29 protein-coding genes are annotated in these 16142 nt (G+C 63.9%); all 29 read right to left on the reverse strand.

Annotated elements, in window-relative coordinates:
* Positions 1-36: 36 nt before the first annotated feature.
* Positions 37-549: a disulfide bond formation protein B gene (locus tag H9658_RS08830; protein WP_191825075.1), complete on the reverse strand. Its 513-nt coding sequence runs from the start codon at positions 547-549 to the stop codon at positions 37-39.
* A 179-nt stretch (positions 550-728) separates the two neighbouring features.
* Positions 729-1115 carry a 50S ribosomal protein L17 gene (gene rplQ, locus H9658_RS08835; RefSeq protein ID WP_003470628.1) on the reverse strand — a complete coding sequence of 129 codons (387 nt, stop codon included), beginning with the start codon at positions 1113-1115 and terminating at the stop codon, positions 729-731.
* 293 nt (positions 1116-1408) lie between these two features.
* Positions 1409-2407, reverse strand: a complete 999-nt coding sequence (locus tag H9658_RS08840) for a DNA-directed RNA polymerase subunit alpha (protein ID WP_003470629.1) — start codon at positions 2405-2407, stop codon at positions 1409-1411.
* Between the two features lie 50 nt (positions 2408-2457).
* Positions 2458-3087 (reverse strand): 30S ribosomal protein S4, encoded by a 630-nt coding sequence (gene rpsD / locus H9658_RS08845; protein WP_010340454.1) that lies wholly within the window; start codon positions 3085-3087, stop codon positions 2458-2460.
* Between the two features lie 14 nt (positions 3088-3101).
* Entirely contained in the window at positions 3102-3494 is a 393-nt protein-coding gene (gene rpsK / locus H9658_RS08850) for a 30S ribosomal protein S11 (protein WP_179570576.1), read from the reverse strand.
* 9 nt (positions 3495-3503) lie between these two features.
* Entirely contained in the window at positions 3504-3860 is a 357-nt protein-coding gene (gene rpsM, locus H9658_RS08855) for a 30S ribosomal protein S13 (RefSeq protein ID WP_145701687.1), read from the reverse strand.
* Positions 3861-4199: 339 nt separating this feature from the next.
* The gene (gene secY / locus H9658_RS08860) at positions 4200-5570 is read right to left on the reverse strand and encodes a preprotein translocase subunit SecY (protein ID WP_179570575.1); all 1371 of its coding nucleotides are present in this window, start codon (positions 5568-5570) and stop codon (positions 4200-4202) included.
* Between the two features lie 7 nt (positions 5571-5577).
* Positions 5578-6021: a 50S ribosomal protein L15 gene (gene rplO, locus H9658_RS08865; protein WP_003470637.1), complete on the reverse strand. Its 444-nt coding sequence runs from the start codon at positions 6019-6021 to the stop codon at positions 5578-5580.
* Positions 6022-6027: 6 nt separating this feature from the next.
* Positions 6028-6219, reverse strand: a complete 192-nt coding sequence (rpmD, locus tag H9658_RS08870) for a 50S ribosomal protein L30 (protein WP_005408214.1) — start codon at positions 6217-6219, stop codon at positions 6028-6030.
* The gene (rpsE, locus tag H9658_RS08875) at positions 6212-6757 is read right to left on the reverse strand and encodes a 30S ribosomal protein S5 (RefSeq protein ID WP_104557639.1); all 546 of its coding nucleotides are present in this window, start codon (positions 6755-6757) and stop codon (positions 6212-6214) included. Before rpsE ends, rpmD begins: the two co-directional genes overlap by 8 nt.
* A gap of 157 nt (positions 6758-6914) precedes the next feature.
* Positions 6915-7274, reverse strand: coding sequence for a 50S ribosomal protein L18 (rplR, locus tag H9658_RS08880; protein ID WP_003470642.1), 360 nt, complete (start codon positions 7272-7274; stop codon positions 6915-6917).
* Between the two features lie 90 nt (positions 7275-7364).
* Complete coding sequence (rplF, locus tag H9658_RS08885; protein ID WP_179570574.1) at positions 7365-7892, reverse strand: 50S ribosomal protein L6; 528 nt, start codon at positions 7890-7892, stop codon at positions 7365-7367.
* Positions 7893-7908: 16 nt separating this feature from the next.
* Entirely contained in the window at positions 7909-8307 is a 399-nt protein-coding gene (gene rpsH, locus H9658_RS08890; protein WP_003470646.1) for a 30S ribosomal protein S8, read from the reverse strand.
* Between the two features lie 259 nt (positions 8308-8566).
* On the reverse strand, positions 8567-8872 hold the full coding sequence (gene rpsN / locus H9658_RS08895) for a 30S ribosomal protein S14 (protein ID WP_179570573.1): 306 nt from the start codon (positions 8870-8872) through the stop codon (positions 8567-8569).
* A gap of 111 nt (positions 8873-8983) precedes the next feature.
* Positions 8984-9526: a 50S ribosomal protein L5 gene (rplE, locus tag H9658_RS08900; RefSeq protein WP_145701692.1), complete on the reverse strand. Its 543-nt coding sequence runs from the start codon at positions 9524-9526 to the stop codon at positions 8984-8986.
* A gap of 11 nt (positions 9527-9537) precedes the next feature.
* Positions 9538-9855 carry a 50S ribosomal protein L24 gene (gene rplX / locus H9658_RS08905; RefSeq protein WP_009607346.1) on the reverse strand — a complete coding sequence of 106 codons (318 nt, stop codon included), beginning with the start codon at positions 9853-9855 and terminating at the stop codon, positions 9538-9540.
* Between the two features lie 15 nt (positions 9856-9870).
* Entirely contained in the window at positions 9871-10239 is a 369-nt protein-coding gene (gene rplN / locus H9658_RS08910) for a 50S ribosomal protein L14 (protein WP_003486699.1), read from the reverse strand.
* Positions 10240-10253: 14 nt separating this feature from the next.
* Positions 10254-10523 carry a 30S ribosomal protein S17 gene (rpsQ, locus tag H9658_RS08915; RefSeq protein WP_179570572.1) on the reverse strand — a complete coding sequence of 90 codons (270 nt, stop codon included), beginning with the start codon at positions 10521-10523 and terminating at the stop codon, positions 10254-10256.
* Positions 10524-10534: 11 nt separating this feature from the next.
* On the reverse strand, positions 10535-10720 hold the full coding sequence (rpmC, locus tag H9658_RS08920) for a 50S ribosomal protein L29 (protein ID WP_039007513.1): 186 nt from the start codon (positions 10718-10720) through the stop codon (positions 10535-10537).
* Positions 10720-11133, reverse strand: a complete 414-nt coding sequence (gene rplP / locus H9658_RS08925) for a 50S ribosomal protein L16 (protein ID WP_003470657.1) — start codon at positions 11131-11133, stop codon at positions 10720-10722. Before rplP ends, rpmC begins: the two co-directional genes overlap by 1 nt.
* A gap of 5 nt (positions 11134-11138) precedes the next feature.
* Entirely contained in the window at positions 11139-11873 is a 735-nt protein-coding gene (rpsC, locus tag H9658_RS08930; RefSeq protein ID WP_003470660.1) for a 30S ribosomal protein S3, read from the reverse strand.
* 17 nt (positions 11874-11890) lie between these two features.
* Complete coding sequence (gene rplV / locus H9658_RS08935; protein WP_003470663.1) at positions 11891-12226, reverse strand: 50S ribosomal protein L22; 336 nt, start codon at positions 12224-12226, stop codon at positions 11891-11893.
* A gap of 12 nt (positions 12227-12238) precedes the next feature.
* Positions 12239-12508 carry a 30S ribosomal protein S19 gene (gene rpsS / locus H9658_RS08940; protein WP_003470666.1) on the reverse strand — a complete coding sequence of 90 codons (270 nt, stop codon included), beginning with the start codon at positions 12506-12508 and terminating at the stop codon, positions 12239-12241.
* A 6-nt stretch (positions 12509-12514) separates the two neighbouring features.
* Positions 12515-13342: a 50S ribosomal protein L2 gene (rplB, locus tag H9658_RS08945; RefSeq protein WP_046979791.1), complete on the reverse strand. Its 828-nt coding sequence runs from the start codon at positions 13340-13342 to the stop codon at positions 12515-12517.
* Positions 13343-13352: 10 nt separating this feature from the next.
* Positions 13353-13652, reverse strand: coding sequence for a 50S ribosomal protein L23 (rplW, locus tag H9658_RS08950; RefSeq protein WP_003470672.1), 300 nt, complete (start codon positions 13650-13652; stop codon positions 13353-13355).
* Positions 13649-14254 (reverse strand): 50S ribosomal protein L4, encoded by a 606-nt coding sequence (gene rplD, locus H9658_RS08955; protein WP_047325541.1) that lies wholly within the window; start codon positions 14252-14254, stop codon positions 13649-13651. Before rplD ends, rplW begins: the two co-directional genes overlap by 4 nt.
* Before the next feature lie 12 nt (positions 14255-14266).
* Positions 14267-14917 carry a 50S ribosomal protein L3 gene (gene rplC, locus H9658_RS08960; protein WP_046979794.1) on the reverse strand — a complete coding sequence of 217 codons (651 nt, stop codon included), beginning with the start codon at positions 14915-14917 and terminating at the stop codon, positions 14267-14269.
* An 11-nt stretch (positions 14918-14928) separates the two neighbouring features.
* Positions 14929-15264, reverse strand: a complete 336-nt coding sequence (rpsJ, locus tag H9658_RS08965; RefSeq protein ID WP_003470680.1) for a 30S ribosomal protein S10 — start codon at positions 15262-15264, stop codon at positions 14929-14931.
* Between the two features lie 488 nt (positions 15265-15752).
* On the reverse strand, positions 15753-16142 hold a 390-nt coding region (locus H9658_RS08970; protein ID WP_455275812.1), incomplete at its 5' end, for an EF-Tu C-terminal domain-related protein.

Raw genomic sequence — 16142 nt, forward strand, 5'->3', positions numbered from 1 at the left:
CTCTCAGCCCACGACAAGACGCAGCACGCGGAAACCTCAGTGCAGCGAGCGCCGCCGGGCCTTGAACCCGGCATACAGCGCGAACAGCGCCAACGCCACGAAACAGATCAGGCACCACATCGGCATCGACAGGCCGAGAAAACGCCAGTCGATATTGCCGCAGTCGCCGGTCCCGGTCAGCACCCGGCGCAGCACTTCGAACGGCCCCATCGTCTCGCGCAGGAAGCTCAGCGGCGGACCGCAGGAGGCCATCGGATCGGGAAACAGCTGCACCGACACGTGCTTGGTGGAAATGCCGGCACCAACGGCCGCGGCCAGGAACGCCAGCACGCCATAGACCTTGCGTCCGCCGCTGCGGGCCGGCCCGTGCAAGGCGCCGAGCAGGAACAGCAGGCCGAGCGCGGCGAACGCGATGCGCTGGAAGATGCACAGCGGACAGGGCTCGATGCCGAGCTGCACCTGCACGTAGATCGCATAGCCCAGCAACCCGGCACAGATCAGAAAGCCGAACAGGAACTGCGCGCGGAAACTCCAGCGTAACGGGTTCATCGGGTCGGGCTCACATGAACGGTCAGCGCATTATCCGCCATCGCCCGCCTCGCCACCATGTGCCGTGCGTCCCTGGGCGCGGCGAACGCGACAGCGCCTGCGCGGCGCAAACCGTCGCCGTCCAGACGCAAAAAAGCCCGGACGTGCCGGGCTTCTTGCTGACGCGGTGCGGGCCGGATTTACTCGGCCACTTCCTCGGCGATCGCGGTCGGGCGATCGACCAGCTCGACGTACGCCATCGGCGCGTTGTCGCCGGCGCGGAAGCCACACTTCAGGATGCGCAGGTAGCCGCCCGGGCGCGACTGGTAACGCGGGCCCAGCTCGACGAACAGCTTGCCCACCGCTTCCTTGTCGCGCAGGCGCGAGAAGGCCAGACGGCGATTGGCGACGCCATCGACCTTGGCGATGGTGATCAGCGGCTCGGCGACGCGACGCAGCTCCTTGGCCTTCGGCAGGGTGGTCTTGATCAGCTCGTGCTTGAACAGCGAGGCCGCCATGTTGGAGAACATCGCCTGGCGATGGGCGCTGGTGCGGTTGAACTTGCGGCCGGATTTCTGGTGACGCATGGTCTTGGTTCCTATGGAAAGTTGAAACTGCTGGAGATCGCTGTCGCCGTCCTGGCGTTGAACAATGGACTGCGGATGGTCCGAGCCGGCCGTCCCTGACCAGACAACGCCGCGGGCTTGAAGACCCGTCGGCGTAGTTGTGCAACTGATGCGGCGCGAGGCGCCGCGAAGGCGCCCCTGCTTCCATCCCTGGCGGTCTTACCCGGGCTCCGTGGAGCCCTTGCCCGGCCATCCATGACCGGACTGCAGCGTCCGTGGCCGATGCCGGTGCGGCATCGGCCAGGTGCCGCTGCTTAGCCGAGCATGCCGTGCTGGGCGACGCCGGCCGGCGGCCAGTTCTCCAGCTTCATGCCGAGCGACAGGCCACGCTGGGCCAGCACTTCCTTGATCTCGGTCAGCGACTTCTTGCCGAGGTTCGGGGTCTTGAGCAGTTCCACTTCGGTCTTCTGGATCAGATCGCCGATGTAGTAGATGCTCTCGGCCTTCAGGCAGTTGGCCGAACGCACGGTCAGTTCCAGATCGTCGATCGGACGCAGCAGCACCGGATCCACGCCATTGCTGGCCGGCTTGGCCGCGCCACGGTCGCGATGGGTGAAGTCGCCGAACACCGACAGCTGATCGCTGAGGATGTCGGCGGCGGTGCGCACGGCTTCCTCGGCATCGATCGTGCCGTTGGTCTCGATGTCCAGGACCAGCTTGTCCAGGTCGGTACGCTGCTCGACGCGCGCGGATTCGACCGCGTAGGCGACGCGGCGCACCGGCGAGAACGACGCATCCAGGATCAGGCGACCGATGGTGCGGGTTTCCTCGTCCGGACGGCGACGCGCGGCGGCCGGCTGGTAGCCGAAGCCACGCTCGATCTTCAGACGCATGTTGATCGCCATATCCTTGGTCAGGTGGCAGATCACGTGGTCGTTGTTGAGGATCTCGACGTTGTGGTCGGTCTTGATGTCGGCGGCAGTGACCGTGCCCGGACCCTGCTTGGACAGCGACAGCGTGGCGCTGTCGCCGGTGTGTATGCGGATGGCCACGTCCTTGAGGTTGAGCAGGACATCCAGCACGTCCTCCTGCAGCCCTTCGACCGTGGTGTACTCGTGCAGCACGCCGTCGATCTCGACTTCGGTGATCGCGAAGCCGGGGATCGAGGACAACAGCACGCGACGCAGGGCATTGCCCAGCGTGTGCCCATACCCGCGCTCCAAGGGCTCGATTACGACCTTGGCGCGGTTGTCGGTAAGGCGTTCGATCTGCGGCCCACGGGGGCGCAGAACCTGGTTGGCGGTAACCGTCATGTTGCGGGTTCTCCTGACGAGCCTCCGTTGCCGGAGGCTCTCCAATGTGATTACTTCGAATACAACTCGACGATCAGCGCTTCGTTGATGTCAGCAGGCAGGTCCGCACGATCCGGCACGGCCTTGAAGATGCCGCTGAACTTCTTCGAATCGACCTCGACCCAGGACGGGTTCAGGTCGTGCGTTTCGGCAACGGTCAGCGCTTCCTGCACGCGGAGCTGCTTCTGCGCCTTTTCCGACAGGGCGATCGCGTCGCCGGCCTTGACCTGGTACGAGGCCAGGTTCACCGACTTGCCGTTGACCAGCACGCCACGGTGCGACACCAGCTGGCGCGCGGCCGGGCGGGTGACGGCGAAGCCCATGCGGTAGACGACGTTGTCCAGGCGGGTTTCCAGCAGCTGCAGCAGGTTCTCGCCGGTGTTGCCCTTCTTGGTCGAGGCCTTCTTGTAGTAGTTGCGGAACTGACGCTCCAGCAGACCGTAGATACGCTTGACCTTCTGCTTTTCGCGCAGCTGGGTGGCGTAGTCGGACAGCTTGCCCTTGCGGGCGGTCGCGCCGTGCTGGCCGGGCTTCTGCTCCAGCTTGCACTTGGAGTCCAGCGCACGCGCCGGGCTCTTGAGGGAAAGATCGGCGCCTTCACGGCGCGCGAGCTTACAGGTAGGACCGATATAACGAGCCATTTCTTATCGCTCCTTTAGACGCGACGCTTCTTCGGCGGACGGCACCCGTTGTGCGGGATAGGCGTCACGTCGATGATGTTGGTGATCTTGTATCCGACGTTGTTCAACGAACGGACGGCGGACTCGCGACCCGGACCCGGGCCCTTGATGCGCACTTCCAGCGACTTCACGCCGTAGTCGAGCGCAGCGCGCCCGGCCTTCTCGGCGGCAACCTGCGCCGCGAACGGCGTGGACTTGCGCGAACCGCGGAAACCAGCGCCACCGGAGGTCGCCCAGGACAATGCATTGCCCTGACGGTCGGTGATGGTCACGATGGTGTTGTTGAACGAAGCGTGGACGTGGGCGACGCCGTCGGTGACGACGCGCTTGATCTTCTTCTTGGTTTTTGATGCTGCGGGCTTAGCCATGTCTGTCCCTTACTTCCTGATCGCCTTGCGCGGGCCCTTGCGGGTGCGGGCGTTGGTGCGGGTGCGCTGACCACGCAGCGGCAGGCCACGACGATGACGCAGGCCGCGGTAGCAGCCCAGGTCCATCAGACGCTTGATGGCGATGCCCACTTCGCGACGCAGGTCGCCTTCGACGATGTACTTGCCGACTTCGAGGCGCAGGCGCTCGATTTCCGGCTCGGACAGGTCACGGATCTTGGTGGTCGAGGTCACGCCTGCGGCTTCGCAGACCTTCTTCGAACGGGTACGGCCGATGCCGAAAATGCTTTGCAACCCGACCCAGACGTGCTTCTGGGCTGGCAGGTTGACGCCTGCAATACGCGCCATGACGCGGTTCTCCAACTGAGTGATGGCCCGACGGCGCACTGTGGCGCCATCCGGCAGGATGGATCAAAAAGTGAACTTGTAAGTCTAGCAAGGTCTCGGGTTACATGGAAGCCCGTGGAACCTTTCGGTTCCGCAAGCCCGGCATGGGGAGTGTGCCCATGCTCCGGCGCCGGACGTCGTTGGCCAGGGTGAGGATCCACCTCGGCCGCCCGCGCTACTCCAGCGCAGGACCACCACGTCTCACCCACGCACGAGACCGCTGCATGGGCCGCCCTTCAAGTGGGAAGACTGCGCCCGGGAACCGGGGCGTCTTCACCGAAGGAAGTCAAATTATAGCAATCAACCGCGGGCGAAACCGCCGCCGCGCGAGCCACCCTTGAGGTTGGCCTTCTTCAACAGGCTTTCGTACTGATGCGACATCAGATGCGCCTGGATCTGCGCGATGAAGTCCATCACCACCACGACCGCGATCAGCAGCGAGGTGCCGCCGAAGTGGAACGAGGTGCCGAGCTGCGCGCGCATGATTTCCGGCAGCAGGCACACGATCACCAGGTACAGCGAACCGGCGGCGGTCAAGCGGGTCAGCACGCCGTCGACGTAGTCGGCGGTGGCCTTGCCCGGACGGATACCCGGGATCAGCGCGCCGGACTTCTTCAGGTTGTCCGCGGTTTCCTGCGAGTTGAACACCAGCGCGGTATAGAAGAACGCGAACCCGATGATCAGCGCGGCGAACACGATCATGTGCACCGGCTCGCCCGGGCCCAGCGCATTGGCGATGCGCTGCAGCCAGCTGCCGAAGGTGCTGTTGGACGCGGCCTGGCCCGACCACATCGACAGCGTCGCCGGGAAGGCGAGGATGCTCGAGGCGAAGATCGGCGGAATCACGCCGGCCATGTTCAGCTTCAGCGGCAGGAACGAGGTCTGGTTCATGTACGCGTTGCGGCCGCCCTGGCGGCGCGCGTAGTTCACCGTGATCCGCCGCTGCCCGCGCTCGACGAACACCACGAACAGGGTGAAGGCGAGGATGGTCAGCACGATCAGCAACAGCGAGATGAAGCTCATGTTGCCGTCGCGGTAGGCTTCCACGGTCTGGATCGACGCCGCCGGCAGGCCGGCGACGATGCCGGCGAAGATGATCAGCGACACGCCGTTGCCGATGCCGCGCTCGGTGACCTGCTCGCCGACCCACATCAGGAAGATGGTGCCGGCAGTCAACGCGATCACCGCGGTGAGCACGAAGCCCATGCCCGGCGCGTACACCACCGGTGCACCGCCCGGTGCGGTCTGGTTCTGCAGCGCCAGCGCGATACTGCCGCCCTGCACCACCGCCAGAAGCACCGCGCCGATGCGCGAATACTGGGTGATCTTGCGTCGGCCAGATTCGCCTTCCTTCTGCATCGCCTTCAGCGACGGAAAGATGTGCGTGGCCAACTGGATCACGATCGATGCCGAGATGTACGGCATCACGTTCAGCGCGAAAATGCTGAAACGGTGCAGGGCGCCGCCCGAGAACATGTTGAACATGTCCACGATGCCGCCGCCCTGCGCCTGCATCAGCGCAAGCATGGCTTCGGGATTGACGCCCGGCACCGGCACATAGCAGCCGATGCGGTAGACGATCAATGCGCCGAGAACGAACAACAGGCGCTGGCGAAGTTCCGTGAACTTGCCAAGCCCGCCGCCGAGGTTACCCATGCCAGCCTGCGCCATCTGCGTGTTACTCCTGCACGCTGCCGCCGGCAGCTTCGATTGCCGCCTTGGCACCGGCGGTCGCGGCGATGCCCTTGAGCACGAACTTCTTGCTCAGCTCGCCCTTGAGGACGACCTTGGCCTTCTTCGCAGTGCTCGGGACCAGCTTCGCAGCGCGCAGCGCGGCGAAATCGATCTCGCCTTCCGGCAGGTTGTCGAGCTGGTAGGACAGCACTTCGGCGGTGTCCTTGGCCATCTTGGAACGGAAGCCGATCTTCGGCAGACGGCGCTGCATGGGGGTCTGGCCGCCTTCGAAGCCGGCCTTGATCTTGCCGCCGCCCTTACGCGCGAACGAACCCTTGTGGCCGCGGCCGCAGGTCTTGCCCAGGCCCGAACCGATACCGCGACCGACGCGGGTGCGCTCGGTGCGCGCGCCTTCGGCGGGCTTCAGATCATTCAGATGCAAAGTCATGGTCGCTTACTCCTCAACCTGGACGAGGTACTGAACCTTGTTGATCAGGCCGCGTACCTGCGGGCTGTCCTTCAGTTCACGCACATCGTTGAGCTTGTTCAGGCCCAGCGCACGCACCGACAGGCGGTGACGCGACTGGGTACCACGAAGGCCGCGCACCAGGCGCACCTTCACCGTCTTGTTGGACTCATTAGCCATGGTTGAGTTCCTCCACCTTCTTGCCGCGCTTGGCCGCAATGCGCGACGGCGACTGCATGTCTTCCAGGCCACGCAGCGTGGCGCGCACCAGGTTGATCGGGTTGCGCGAACCGACCGCCTTGGCCAGCACGTTCTTGACGCCGACCGCTTCCAGCACGGCGCGCATCGCGCCGCCGGCGATGACGCCGGTACCTTCCGAGGCGGGCATCATGAACACGCGGGCCGCACCGTGGCCGGACTTCACCGGGTGCCACAGGGTGCCGTTGTTCAGATCGATGTTGAGCATGCCCTTGCGCGCATATTCCATCGACTTCTGGATCGCGACCGGCACTTCGCGCGCCTTGCCGTAACCGAAACCGATCTTGCCGTTGCCGTCGCCGACCACGGTCAGCGCGGTGAAGGTGAACTGGCGACCGCCCTTGACCGTCTTGCTGACGCGGTTGACCGCGACCAGCTTTTCGATCATGCCGTCGTCGACTTTCTCTTCGCGGTTGCGGTCGCGATCACGACCCCGCGGTGCACGCTGTTCTTCAGCCATTGTGTATTCCTTGGTAGTTGAAAGATTTACGGCTTGCATGCCGCTTGTAGTTGTTGACTGGAACCGAGTTCCCCGGACGCGCACACAAGGCGCGCCAAGGTCCGATGCAGCCCGCATCGGCAGGTCGGGCGCGGCGTGGACGCCGCGCCCGCAAGGATCAGAACTGCAGGCCGCCTTCGCGCGCGGCGTCGGCCAGGGCCTTGATGCGACCGTGGTAGCGGTAGCCCGAGCGGTCGAAAGCGACCTTCTCGATGCCCGCGGCCTTGGCGCGCTCGGCGATCAGCTTGCCGACCTTGACGGCCGCTTCGCTGTTCTTGCCGCTCTTCAGGCCGTCCTTGACGTCGGCCTGCAGGGTGTTCGCCGCAGCGATCACCTTGGAGCCGTCGGCAGTGAAGACCTGCGCGTACAGGTGCTGGCCGGTGCGCAGCACCGACAGGCGCGCGACGCCGAGTTCGCGGATGTGCGCACGGGTCGACTTGGCGCGACGCAGGCGGGCGATGTTCTTGTTGATGGTCATGTCTGTGTCCTACGGAAGCTGAAGGAATCCGGGCGTTTCGTCCGGGAGGTCCGGCCATGGATGGCCGGGCTCCCAGCAAAGCGGCCTGGATTACGCCTTCTTGGCTTCCTTGCGAATGATGGCTTCACCGGCGTACTTCACACCCTTGCCCTTGTAGGGCTCCGGCGGACGGAAACCGCGGATCTTGGCGGCGACTTCGCCGACGCGCTGCTTGTCGGCGCCCTGCACCACGATCTCGGTCTGAGTCGGGGCGGTCAGGGTGATGCCTTCCGGCGCCTTGAACACGACCGGGTGCGAGAAACCGAGCGCCAGGCTCAGGTCCTTGCCCTGCATCGTGGCGCGGTAGCCGACGCCGACCAGCTCGAGCTTGCGCTCGAAGCCTTCGGACACGCCGTGCACCATGTTCGCCAGGATCGCGCGGACGGTACCGGTGATGGCGATCTGCGACGGGTCGTTGGCCGACAGCGTGGCGACACCGTTTTCCTGCTTGATTTCGACGCCAGCCGGCTTCGGCAGCGACAGGGTGCCCTTCGGGCCCTTGACGCTCACCAGCTCGGACTGGACATTCAGTTCGACGCCCTTCGGGAGGGAAATCGGCTTCTTGGCTACGCGGGACATTTACTTACTCCTTCCCTTAGGCCACGAAGCACAGGACTTCGCCACCGACGCCGGCCTGACGGGCCTGCGCATCGGTCATGATGCCCTTGGACGTGGAAATGATGGCAACGCCCAGGCCGCCGAGAACCTTCGGCAGTTCGGCCTTACCGCGATACTGACGCAGACCCGAACGGGACACGCGCTTGAGCGTATCGATGACCGGACGGCCCTCGAAGTACTTCAGCACGATTTCCAGCTCGGACTTGTTGTTCTCGATCGGGTTGACGCGCAGGTCGCCGATATAGCCTTCGGCCTTCAGCACTTCTGCGATCGCTACCTTGATCTTGGAGGACGGCATTTTCACCGTCGGCTTGCCAACCGCGGCCGCATTCTTGATGCGGACCAGCAGGTCGGCGATGGGATCAGTCATGCTCATGGTGTCTACCTTTGAGTGCACCGATATCCGCTTTCGCGAAAATCTTGTGATGTGAAGCTGTGGAATGAAGCAGTGATATGCAGCGTGGAACGTTCTGGAGAAGGCCAGGGCCTACCGCAACCCGCCCTGCCAGGCGCAGGCAAGGAGCGGGATTATACGACAAAAAGTCCGACTTGCGTCGGACTCGTTGACGGAACAGCAGGCGGGCGGGCGACCGCCCTGCCCCGGGCTCCGCGAACGGAGCCGGGACCGCCGGTTGTTACCAGCTGGCCTTGCGCAGGCCCGGCACGTCGCCGTTCATCGTCGCCTTGCGCAGCATGTTGCGGCCGAGGCCGAACTTGCGGTACACGGCGCGCGGACGACCGGACAGTTCGCAACGGGTGCGCTGGCGGCTCGGCGACGAATCGCGCGGCAGCTTCTGCAGCTTGACCACCGCGTCGGCCTTCTCGTCGTAGGACGAGCTGTCGGCGGCGATGATCTTCTTCAGCGCGTCGCGCTTGTCGGCGAACTTCTTCGCCAGCTTCTTCCGCTTGATGTCGCGGTTGACCATGGAGGTCTTTGCCATCTGTAAATCCTCGGGATTCGAGATTGGGGATTGGAGATTTGCGGAACCCGGGATGTGGCGGGCGCAGCGCCCTTCCCATCCCGGATCCGAATCACGAATCCCGGCTGTCAATCAGTTACGGAACGGGAACTTGAACGCTTCGAGCAGCGCCTTCGCTTCGGCGTCGGTCTTGGCGGTGGTGGTGATGGCGATATCCATGCCGCGGATCGCATCGACGGCGTCGAAGTCGATTTCCGGGAAGATGATCTGTTCCTTCACGCCCATGTTGAAGTTGCCGCGACCGTCGAACGAACGACCCGAAACACCGCGGAAGTCGCGCACGCGCGGCAGCGAGATGTTGATCAGGCGATCCAGGAACTCGTACATCTTGGCGCGACGCAGCGTGGTCTTGCAGCCAATCGGCCAGCCATCGCGGATCTTGAACGACGCCACCGAGATACGCGACTTGGTGACGACCGGCTTCTGGCCGGAGACCTTGGCCATGTCGGCCACGGCGTTTTCCAGGATCTTCTTGTTCGTCGCCGCCTCGCCCACGCCCATGTTCAGGGTGACCTTGACCAGCTTCGGCACTTGCATCGGATTGGTGTAACCGAACTTCTTCATCAGAGCCGGTACCACTTCTTCCTTGTAGATCTTTTCGAGACGGGAATTCATTGTGTCATTCCTCAGGCGTCGAGCGCCTCACCGCTGGAGCGGAACACACGCAGTTTGCGTCCATCCTCCAGCACCTTGAAGCCAACGCGCTCGCCCTTGCCCGTTGCCGGGTTGACGATCGCCACGTTGGAGATATGGATCGACGCTTCACGCTCGACCACGCCGCCGGCAACGCCTGCCTGCGGGTTCGGCTTGGTGTGGCGCTTGACGATGTTCGCGTTGGAGACGATCACCCGATCGCCGTCGACGCGGACGATTTCGCCCTGCTTGCCCTTGTCCTTGCCGGTAGTGACGACAACCTGGTCGCCCTTCTTGATACGGTTAGCCATGTGTATGTCCTCCGCTCACAGCACTTCAGGAGCGAGCGAGACGATCTTCATGAACTTCTCGGAACGCAGCTCGCGGGTAACAGGCCCGAAGATGCGCGTGCCGATCGGCTCCTGCTTGTTGTTGAGCAACACCGCAGCGTTGCCGTCGAAGCGGATCAGCGAACCGTCGGGACGACGCACACCCTTGCGGGTACGCACCACGACGGCGTCGTAGACTTCGCCCTTCTTGACCTTGCCGCGCGGGATCGCGTCCTTGACGGTGACCTTGATGATGTCGCCAATGTGCGCGTAGCGGCGCTTGGAGCCGCCGAGCACCTTGATGCACATCACTTCCTTGGCACCGGAGTTGTCGGCGACGTCGAGGTAGCTCTGCATCTGGATCATGATTCAGATCTCCCTTATTCGGCCGAACGGGTGACGATTTCCACCACCCGCCAGTTCTTGGTCTTGGACATCGGCGCAATCTCGGTCACGCGCACGACATCGCCTTCGTTGCAGGCGTTGTCGGCGTCGTGTGCGTGGAGCTTGGTCGAGCGCTTGATGTACTTGCCGTACAACGCATGCTTGACCTGACGCTCCACCAGCACGGTGACGGTCTTGTCCATCTTGTTGCTGACGACGCGGCCTTCGACCGTGCGCAGCGTCTTGCTTTCGTTAGTGTCGCTCATGGCGGCCATCCTTACTTCGTGCTGCCGATCAGGTACTTCACGCGAGCAATCTCGCGGCGCACCCGGCGGGTTTCGTGGGTCTTCGGCAGCTGCCCGGTGACCTGCTGCATGCGCAGGGCGAACTGCTCCTTGCGCAGATCGGTCAGGTGGGCCTTCAGATCGTCAGCCGACTTCTCGCGGAGTTGTTTGATGTCCATCAGCGTACCGTCCGGGTGACGAAGGTGGTGGTCACCGAAAGCTTGGCAGCGGCCAGGCGGAACGCCTCGCGCGCGACATCTTCGCCGACGCCTTCGATTTCATAGATCATGCGACCGGGCTGGATCTGGGCGACCCAGTACTCGACGTTACCCTTACCGGAGCCCATTCGCACTTCGATCGGCTTCTTGGTGATCGGCTTGTCCGGGAACACGCGGATCCACATCTTGCCGCCGCGCTTGACGTAGCGGCTGATCGAGCGGCGCGCCGCTTCGATCTGGCGCGCGGTCAGCTGACCGTGCGCAGTGGCCTTCAGCCCGTACTCGCCGAAGCTGACGGCGTTGCCGCTCCATGCCAGGCCGTCGTTACGGCCCTTGTGCATCTTGCGGTATTTGGTTCGCTTGGGTTGCAACATTGCCGTTACCTCGCTTCACGAGCCGGACGCGACGGACGGTCACCACGGTCGCCGCGATCGTTACGATCGTTGCGCGGGGAATCGTCCTGCTTTTCCTGGCCAACCTGGGAGAAATCGAAGATCTCGCCCTTGTAGATCCACACCTTGATGCCGATGATGCCGTAGGTCGTCTTGGCTTCGGCGAAGCCATAGTCGATGTCGGCACGCAGCGTATGCAGCGGCACGCGGCCCTCGCGGTACCACTCGGAACGGGCGATTTCCGCACCGTTCAAGCGGCCGGCGACGTTGACCTTGATGCCCAGGGCACCCAGGCGCATCGCGTTGCCGACCGAGCGCTTCATCGCGCGGCGGAACATGATGCGACGCTCCAGCTGCTGCGCGATCGACTCGGCGACCAGCTGCGCATCCAGCTCCGGCTTGCGCACTTCGGTGACGTTGATGTGGGCGGGGACGCCCATCATCTCGCTCACTTCCTTGCGCAGCTTCTCGATGTCCTCACCGCGCTTGCCGATCACCACGCCCGGACGGGCGGTGTGGATCGTCACGCGCGCGGTCTTGGCCGGACGCTCGATCAGGATCTTGCTGATGCCCGCCTGCGCCAACTTCTTGCGCAGCATTTCGCGAACCTTGAGGTCGGCTGCCAGGTAACCGGCGAACTCGCCCTTGTTGGCGTACCACTTGGAATTCCAGTCCTTGGAGACACCCAGGCGGATTCCAATCGGATGAACTTTATGACCCATCGTCTTTTCCTTTCCGCTTACTTGGCGGCGCCCACAACCACAGTGATGTGGCTGGTGCGCTTGAGGATGCGGGTACCGCGGCCTTTCGCCCGCGCCATGAAACGCTTCAGGGTCGGACCTTCATCAACCATGATGGTCTTGACCTTCAGCTCGTCGACATCCGCGCCCTGGTTGTTCTCGGCATTGGCGATCGCCGACTCCACCACCTTCTTGATCAGGTGGGCAGCCTTCTTATCCGAGAACTTCAGCAGGTTGACCGCCCGCTCGGCGGAAAGACCGCGCACCTGGTCGGCGACCAGGCGGGCCTTCTGCGGGGAGATGCGCGCAGTGCGCAGGATTGCTTTCGCTTCCATCGTCATCTCTCCTTACCGGCTCGACTTCTTGTCGCCACCGTGACCCTTGAAGGTCCGGGTGACGGCAAATTCGCCGAGCTTGTGGCCGACCATGTTCTCGTTGACCAGCACCGGAACGTGGTTCTTGCCGTTATGCACGGCGATGGTGAAACCCACCATCTCCGGCAGGATCATCGAGCGACGCGACCAGGTCTTGATCGGACGCTTGCTGCCGGCCGCGGCCTCCACCTTCTTGACGAGGTGGTGATCGACGAACGGGCCTTTCTTGAGTGAACGTGCCATGGTCGATTAGCCCCTACGATCGCGGACGATGAATTGTTCGGTGCGCTTGTTATGGCGCGTCTTGTAACCCTTGGTCGGCACGCCCCACGGGGTGACCGGATGCGGATTACCCTGACCGGCCTTCGCCTCACCACCACCGTGCGGGTGATCGACGGGGTTCATGGCCGCACCGCGAACGGTCGGACGCACGCCGCGCCAGCGCTTGGCGCCCGCCTTGCCCAGCTTCTCGAGGTTGTGCTCGTCGTTGCCGACTTCGCCGATGGTGGCGCGGCACTCGACCGGCACCTTGCGCATTTCGCCGGAGCGAAGACGCAGGGTGGCGTAGATGCCTTCACGCGCGACCAGCTGCACCGCGGCGCCGGCAGCGCGCGCGATCTGCGCGCCCTTGCCCGGCTTCAGCTCGATGCCGTGCACCGTCGTACCGACCGGGATGTTGCGCAGCGGCAGGGTGTTGCCGGTCTTGATCGGCGCATCCGAACCCGCGATCACCTGGTCGCCGGCCTTCAGGCCCTTCGGCGCGATGATGTAGCGGCGCTCGCCGTCGGCGTAGCACAGCAGGGCGATATGGGCGGTGCGGTTCGGATCGTATTCGATCCGCTCCACGCGCGCCGGAATGCCTTCCTTGTTGCGCTTGAAGTCGATCAGGCGGTAATGCTGCTTGTGGCCACCGCCGACGTGACGGGTGGTGATGCGGCCATGGTGGTTACGACCACCGGACTTGCTCTGCGGCTCCAGCAGCGCGGCATGCGGCGCGCCCTTGTGCAGATCGGGCGTGACCACGCGCACGGCCGAACGACGGCCGGGAGAAGTGGGTTTGAATTTCATCAATGGCATGGGATGGACCTCAGGCCTTGGCCGTTACGTCGATGGACTGGCCTTCGGCCAGACGCACGTACGCCTTGCGCCAATCGCCGCGACGACCGCTGCGCGAACGGAAGGACTTGTTCTTGCCCTTGACGTTCAACACGTTGACCGACTCGACCTTGACGTCGAACAGCTGCTCGACCGCGGCCTTGACATCGGCCTTGGTGGCTTCGCTCGAGATCTCGAAGACGTACTGATTGGAGAGTTCCTGCAGGCGCGCGGTCTTTTCGGAGACACGCGGGGCACGCAGCACGCTGAAGATTTTTTCGTTGCTGCTCATGCCAGCCACTCCTCGACCTTCTTGACCGCATCGGCGGTGATCACGACCGTATCGGCCCCGACCAGCGACACCGGATCCAGGCCCTGCACGTCACGCACTTCCACGTAGGGAAGGTTGCGCGCCGACAGGTACAGATGCTCGGACGCCTCTTCGGTCACGATCAGCGGGCGCTTGCCCACTTCCAGACCCTTCAGCTTCTCGATCAGATCCTTGGTCTTGCTGGCCTCGACGTCGAACGCGTCGACGACCATCAGGCGACCCTGGCGGTTGAGCTCCGAAAGGATCGCGCAGATCGCGGCGCGATACATCTTGCGGTTCACCTTCTGCTCGAAGCTGCGCGGCTTGGCCGCGAAGGTCACGCCGCCGCCAACGAAGATCGGAGCGGTCAGCGCGCCGTGGCGTGCGCCACCGCCCTTCTGCTTCTTCGACTTCTTGGTGGTGCCGTTGACTTCCGAACGCGTCTTCTGCGCCTTGGTGCCGGCGCGGCCGGCGTTGCGATAGGCGACGACGACCTGGTGAACCAGATCCTCGCTGAAATCGCGACCGAACACGGCGTCGGAGACCGAGACCTTGTTGTTGCTACCCGTGATAACGAGTTCCATCGTCATCTCTCCTTATGCCTTGCTAGCCGGACGCACGATCACGTCGCCACCGGCAGCGCCAGGCACAGCGCCGCGAATGGCGATGAGGCCACGCTCGACGTCGACCTTGACCACTTCCAGATTCTGCGTGCTCTGCTGCACCGCGCCCATGTGGCCGGACATCTTCTTGCCCGGGAAAACGCGACCCGGGGTCTGGCGCTGACCCAGCGAACCCGGCGCGCGATGCGACAGCGAGTTACCGTGGGTGGCATCGCCCATGCGGAAGTTGTACCGCTTGATGGTGCCCTGGAAACCCTTGCCCTTGGTGACGCCCTGGACGTCGACCTTCTGGCCGACCTCGAAGATGTCCGCCTTGATCTCGCCGCCGATGGCGTAATCGCCCAGCTGCGCGTCTTCAACGCGGAACTCCCACAGGCCGCGACCGGCTTCGACCTTCGCCTTGGCGTAGTGGCCGGAGGCAGGCTTGTTGACCAGCGCGGCGCGACGGGCGCCCACGGTGATCTGCACGGCGCTGTAGCCGTCGCTTTCGACGGTCTTGAGCTGGGTGATGCGGTTCGGGGTCGCTTCGATCAGGGTGACCGGGATGGAGCGGCCGTCTTCGGTGAAGACGCGGCTCATGCCGGCCTTGCGGCCCACGAAGCCCAACGAATATTTCTTCGTCATGGTCGTAGTCCTCAGGTCAACTTGATCTGGACATCGACGCCCGCCGCGAGCTCGAGCTTCATCAGCGCGTCCACGGTCTTGTCGTTAGGGCCGATGATGTCGAGCACGCGCTTGTGCGTGCGGGTCTCGTACTGGTCGCGCGCGTCCTTGTCGACGTGCGGAGAAACGAGAATGGTGTAGCGTTCGATCTTGGTCGGCAGCGGGATCGGGCCGCGCACTTGCGCGCCGGTCCGCTTGGCCGTCTCAACGATCTCGCTGGCCGAACGGTCGATCAGACGATGATCGAACGCCTTCAGCCGAATCCGGATCTTCTGATCCGCTTTCTGACCGGTCTTTTGCTCCGCCATGGCGGTGGGTTCCTTCGTTAAAAGAGCGACGGGCAAGGCCTCTGGGATACCTGCCCCGATTATTTCCTGACGTCGTATACCGCCGAGCATCCAGCTGGCGAGGGCCATTCCTCCGCCCAAAAACTGAGGCAGACCAGTTACCCGGCCTGCCCAGACGGAAAAGTATAATGCGCAGATAAAACAACGTCAACAGCGCAAGGCCGTTGATTGCTTCATGCAGCGCGACCTTCCCGGTCTGGCGAACACGAGGGGCATCCTGCCTCTCTTTTCGCGGTGTATCCGGCACCCTACCCAGGAATGCCGAGCCGCCCATTATAGCGGCTGTTTCACCCGCCCGCAACATGTCGCGGCAAGAATTTCATGGCGCCCTTCCCTCCCACAAAACGACGAAGGGCCGGCTTGCGCCGACCCTTCGTTGAACCGCCAGCCGAAGCCGCGGTCGCCACCGGTCGGTCGGCCCCTGAAAGGGCCGCCGACATGGGCGGGCATTACTTGATGATCTTGGCCACCACGCCGGCGCCGACGGTGCGGCCGCCTTCGCGGATCGCGAAACGCAGGCCTTCGTCCATCGCCACCGGGTTGATCAGCGTGACCACCATCTTCACGTTGTCGCCCGGCATCACCATCTCCACACCTTCCGGCAGCTCGCAGGCGCCGGTGATGTCGGTGGTGCGGAAGTAGAACTGCGGACGGTAGCCCTTGAAGAACGGGGTGTGACGGCCACCCTCGTCCTTCGACAGCACGTAGACCTCGGCCTCGAACTCGGTGTGCGGCTTGATCGAACCCGGCTTGCACAGCACTTGGCCGCGCTCCACGTCGTCACGCTTGGTGCCGCGCAGCAGCAGACCGGCGTTGTCGCCCGCCTGGCCCTGGTCCAG

It is taken from the genome of Xanthomonas bonasiae (genome assembly GCF_014836395.1).
Taxonomy (GTDB): domain Bacteria; phylum Pseudomonadota; class Gammaproteobacteria; order Xanthomonadales; family Xanthomonadaceae; genus Xanthomonas_A; species Xanthomonas_A bonasiae.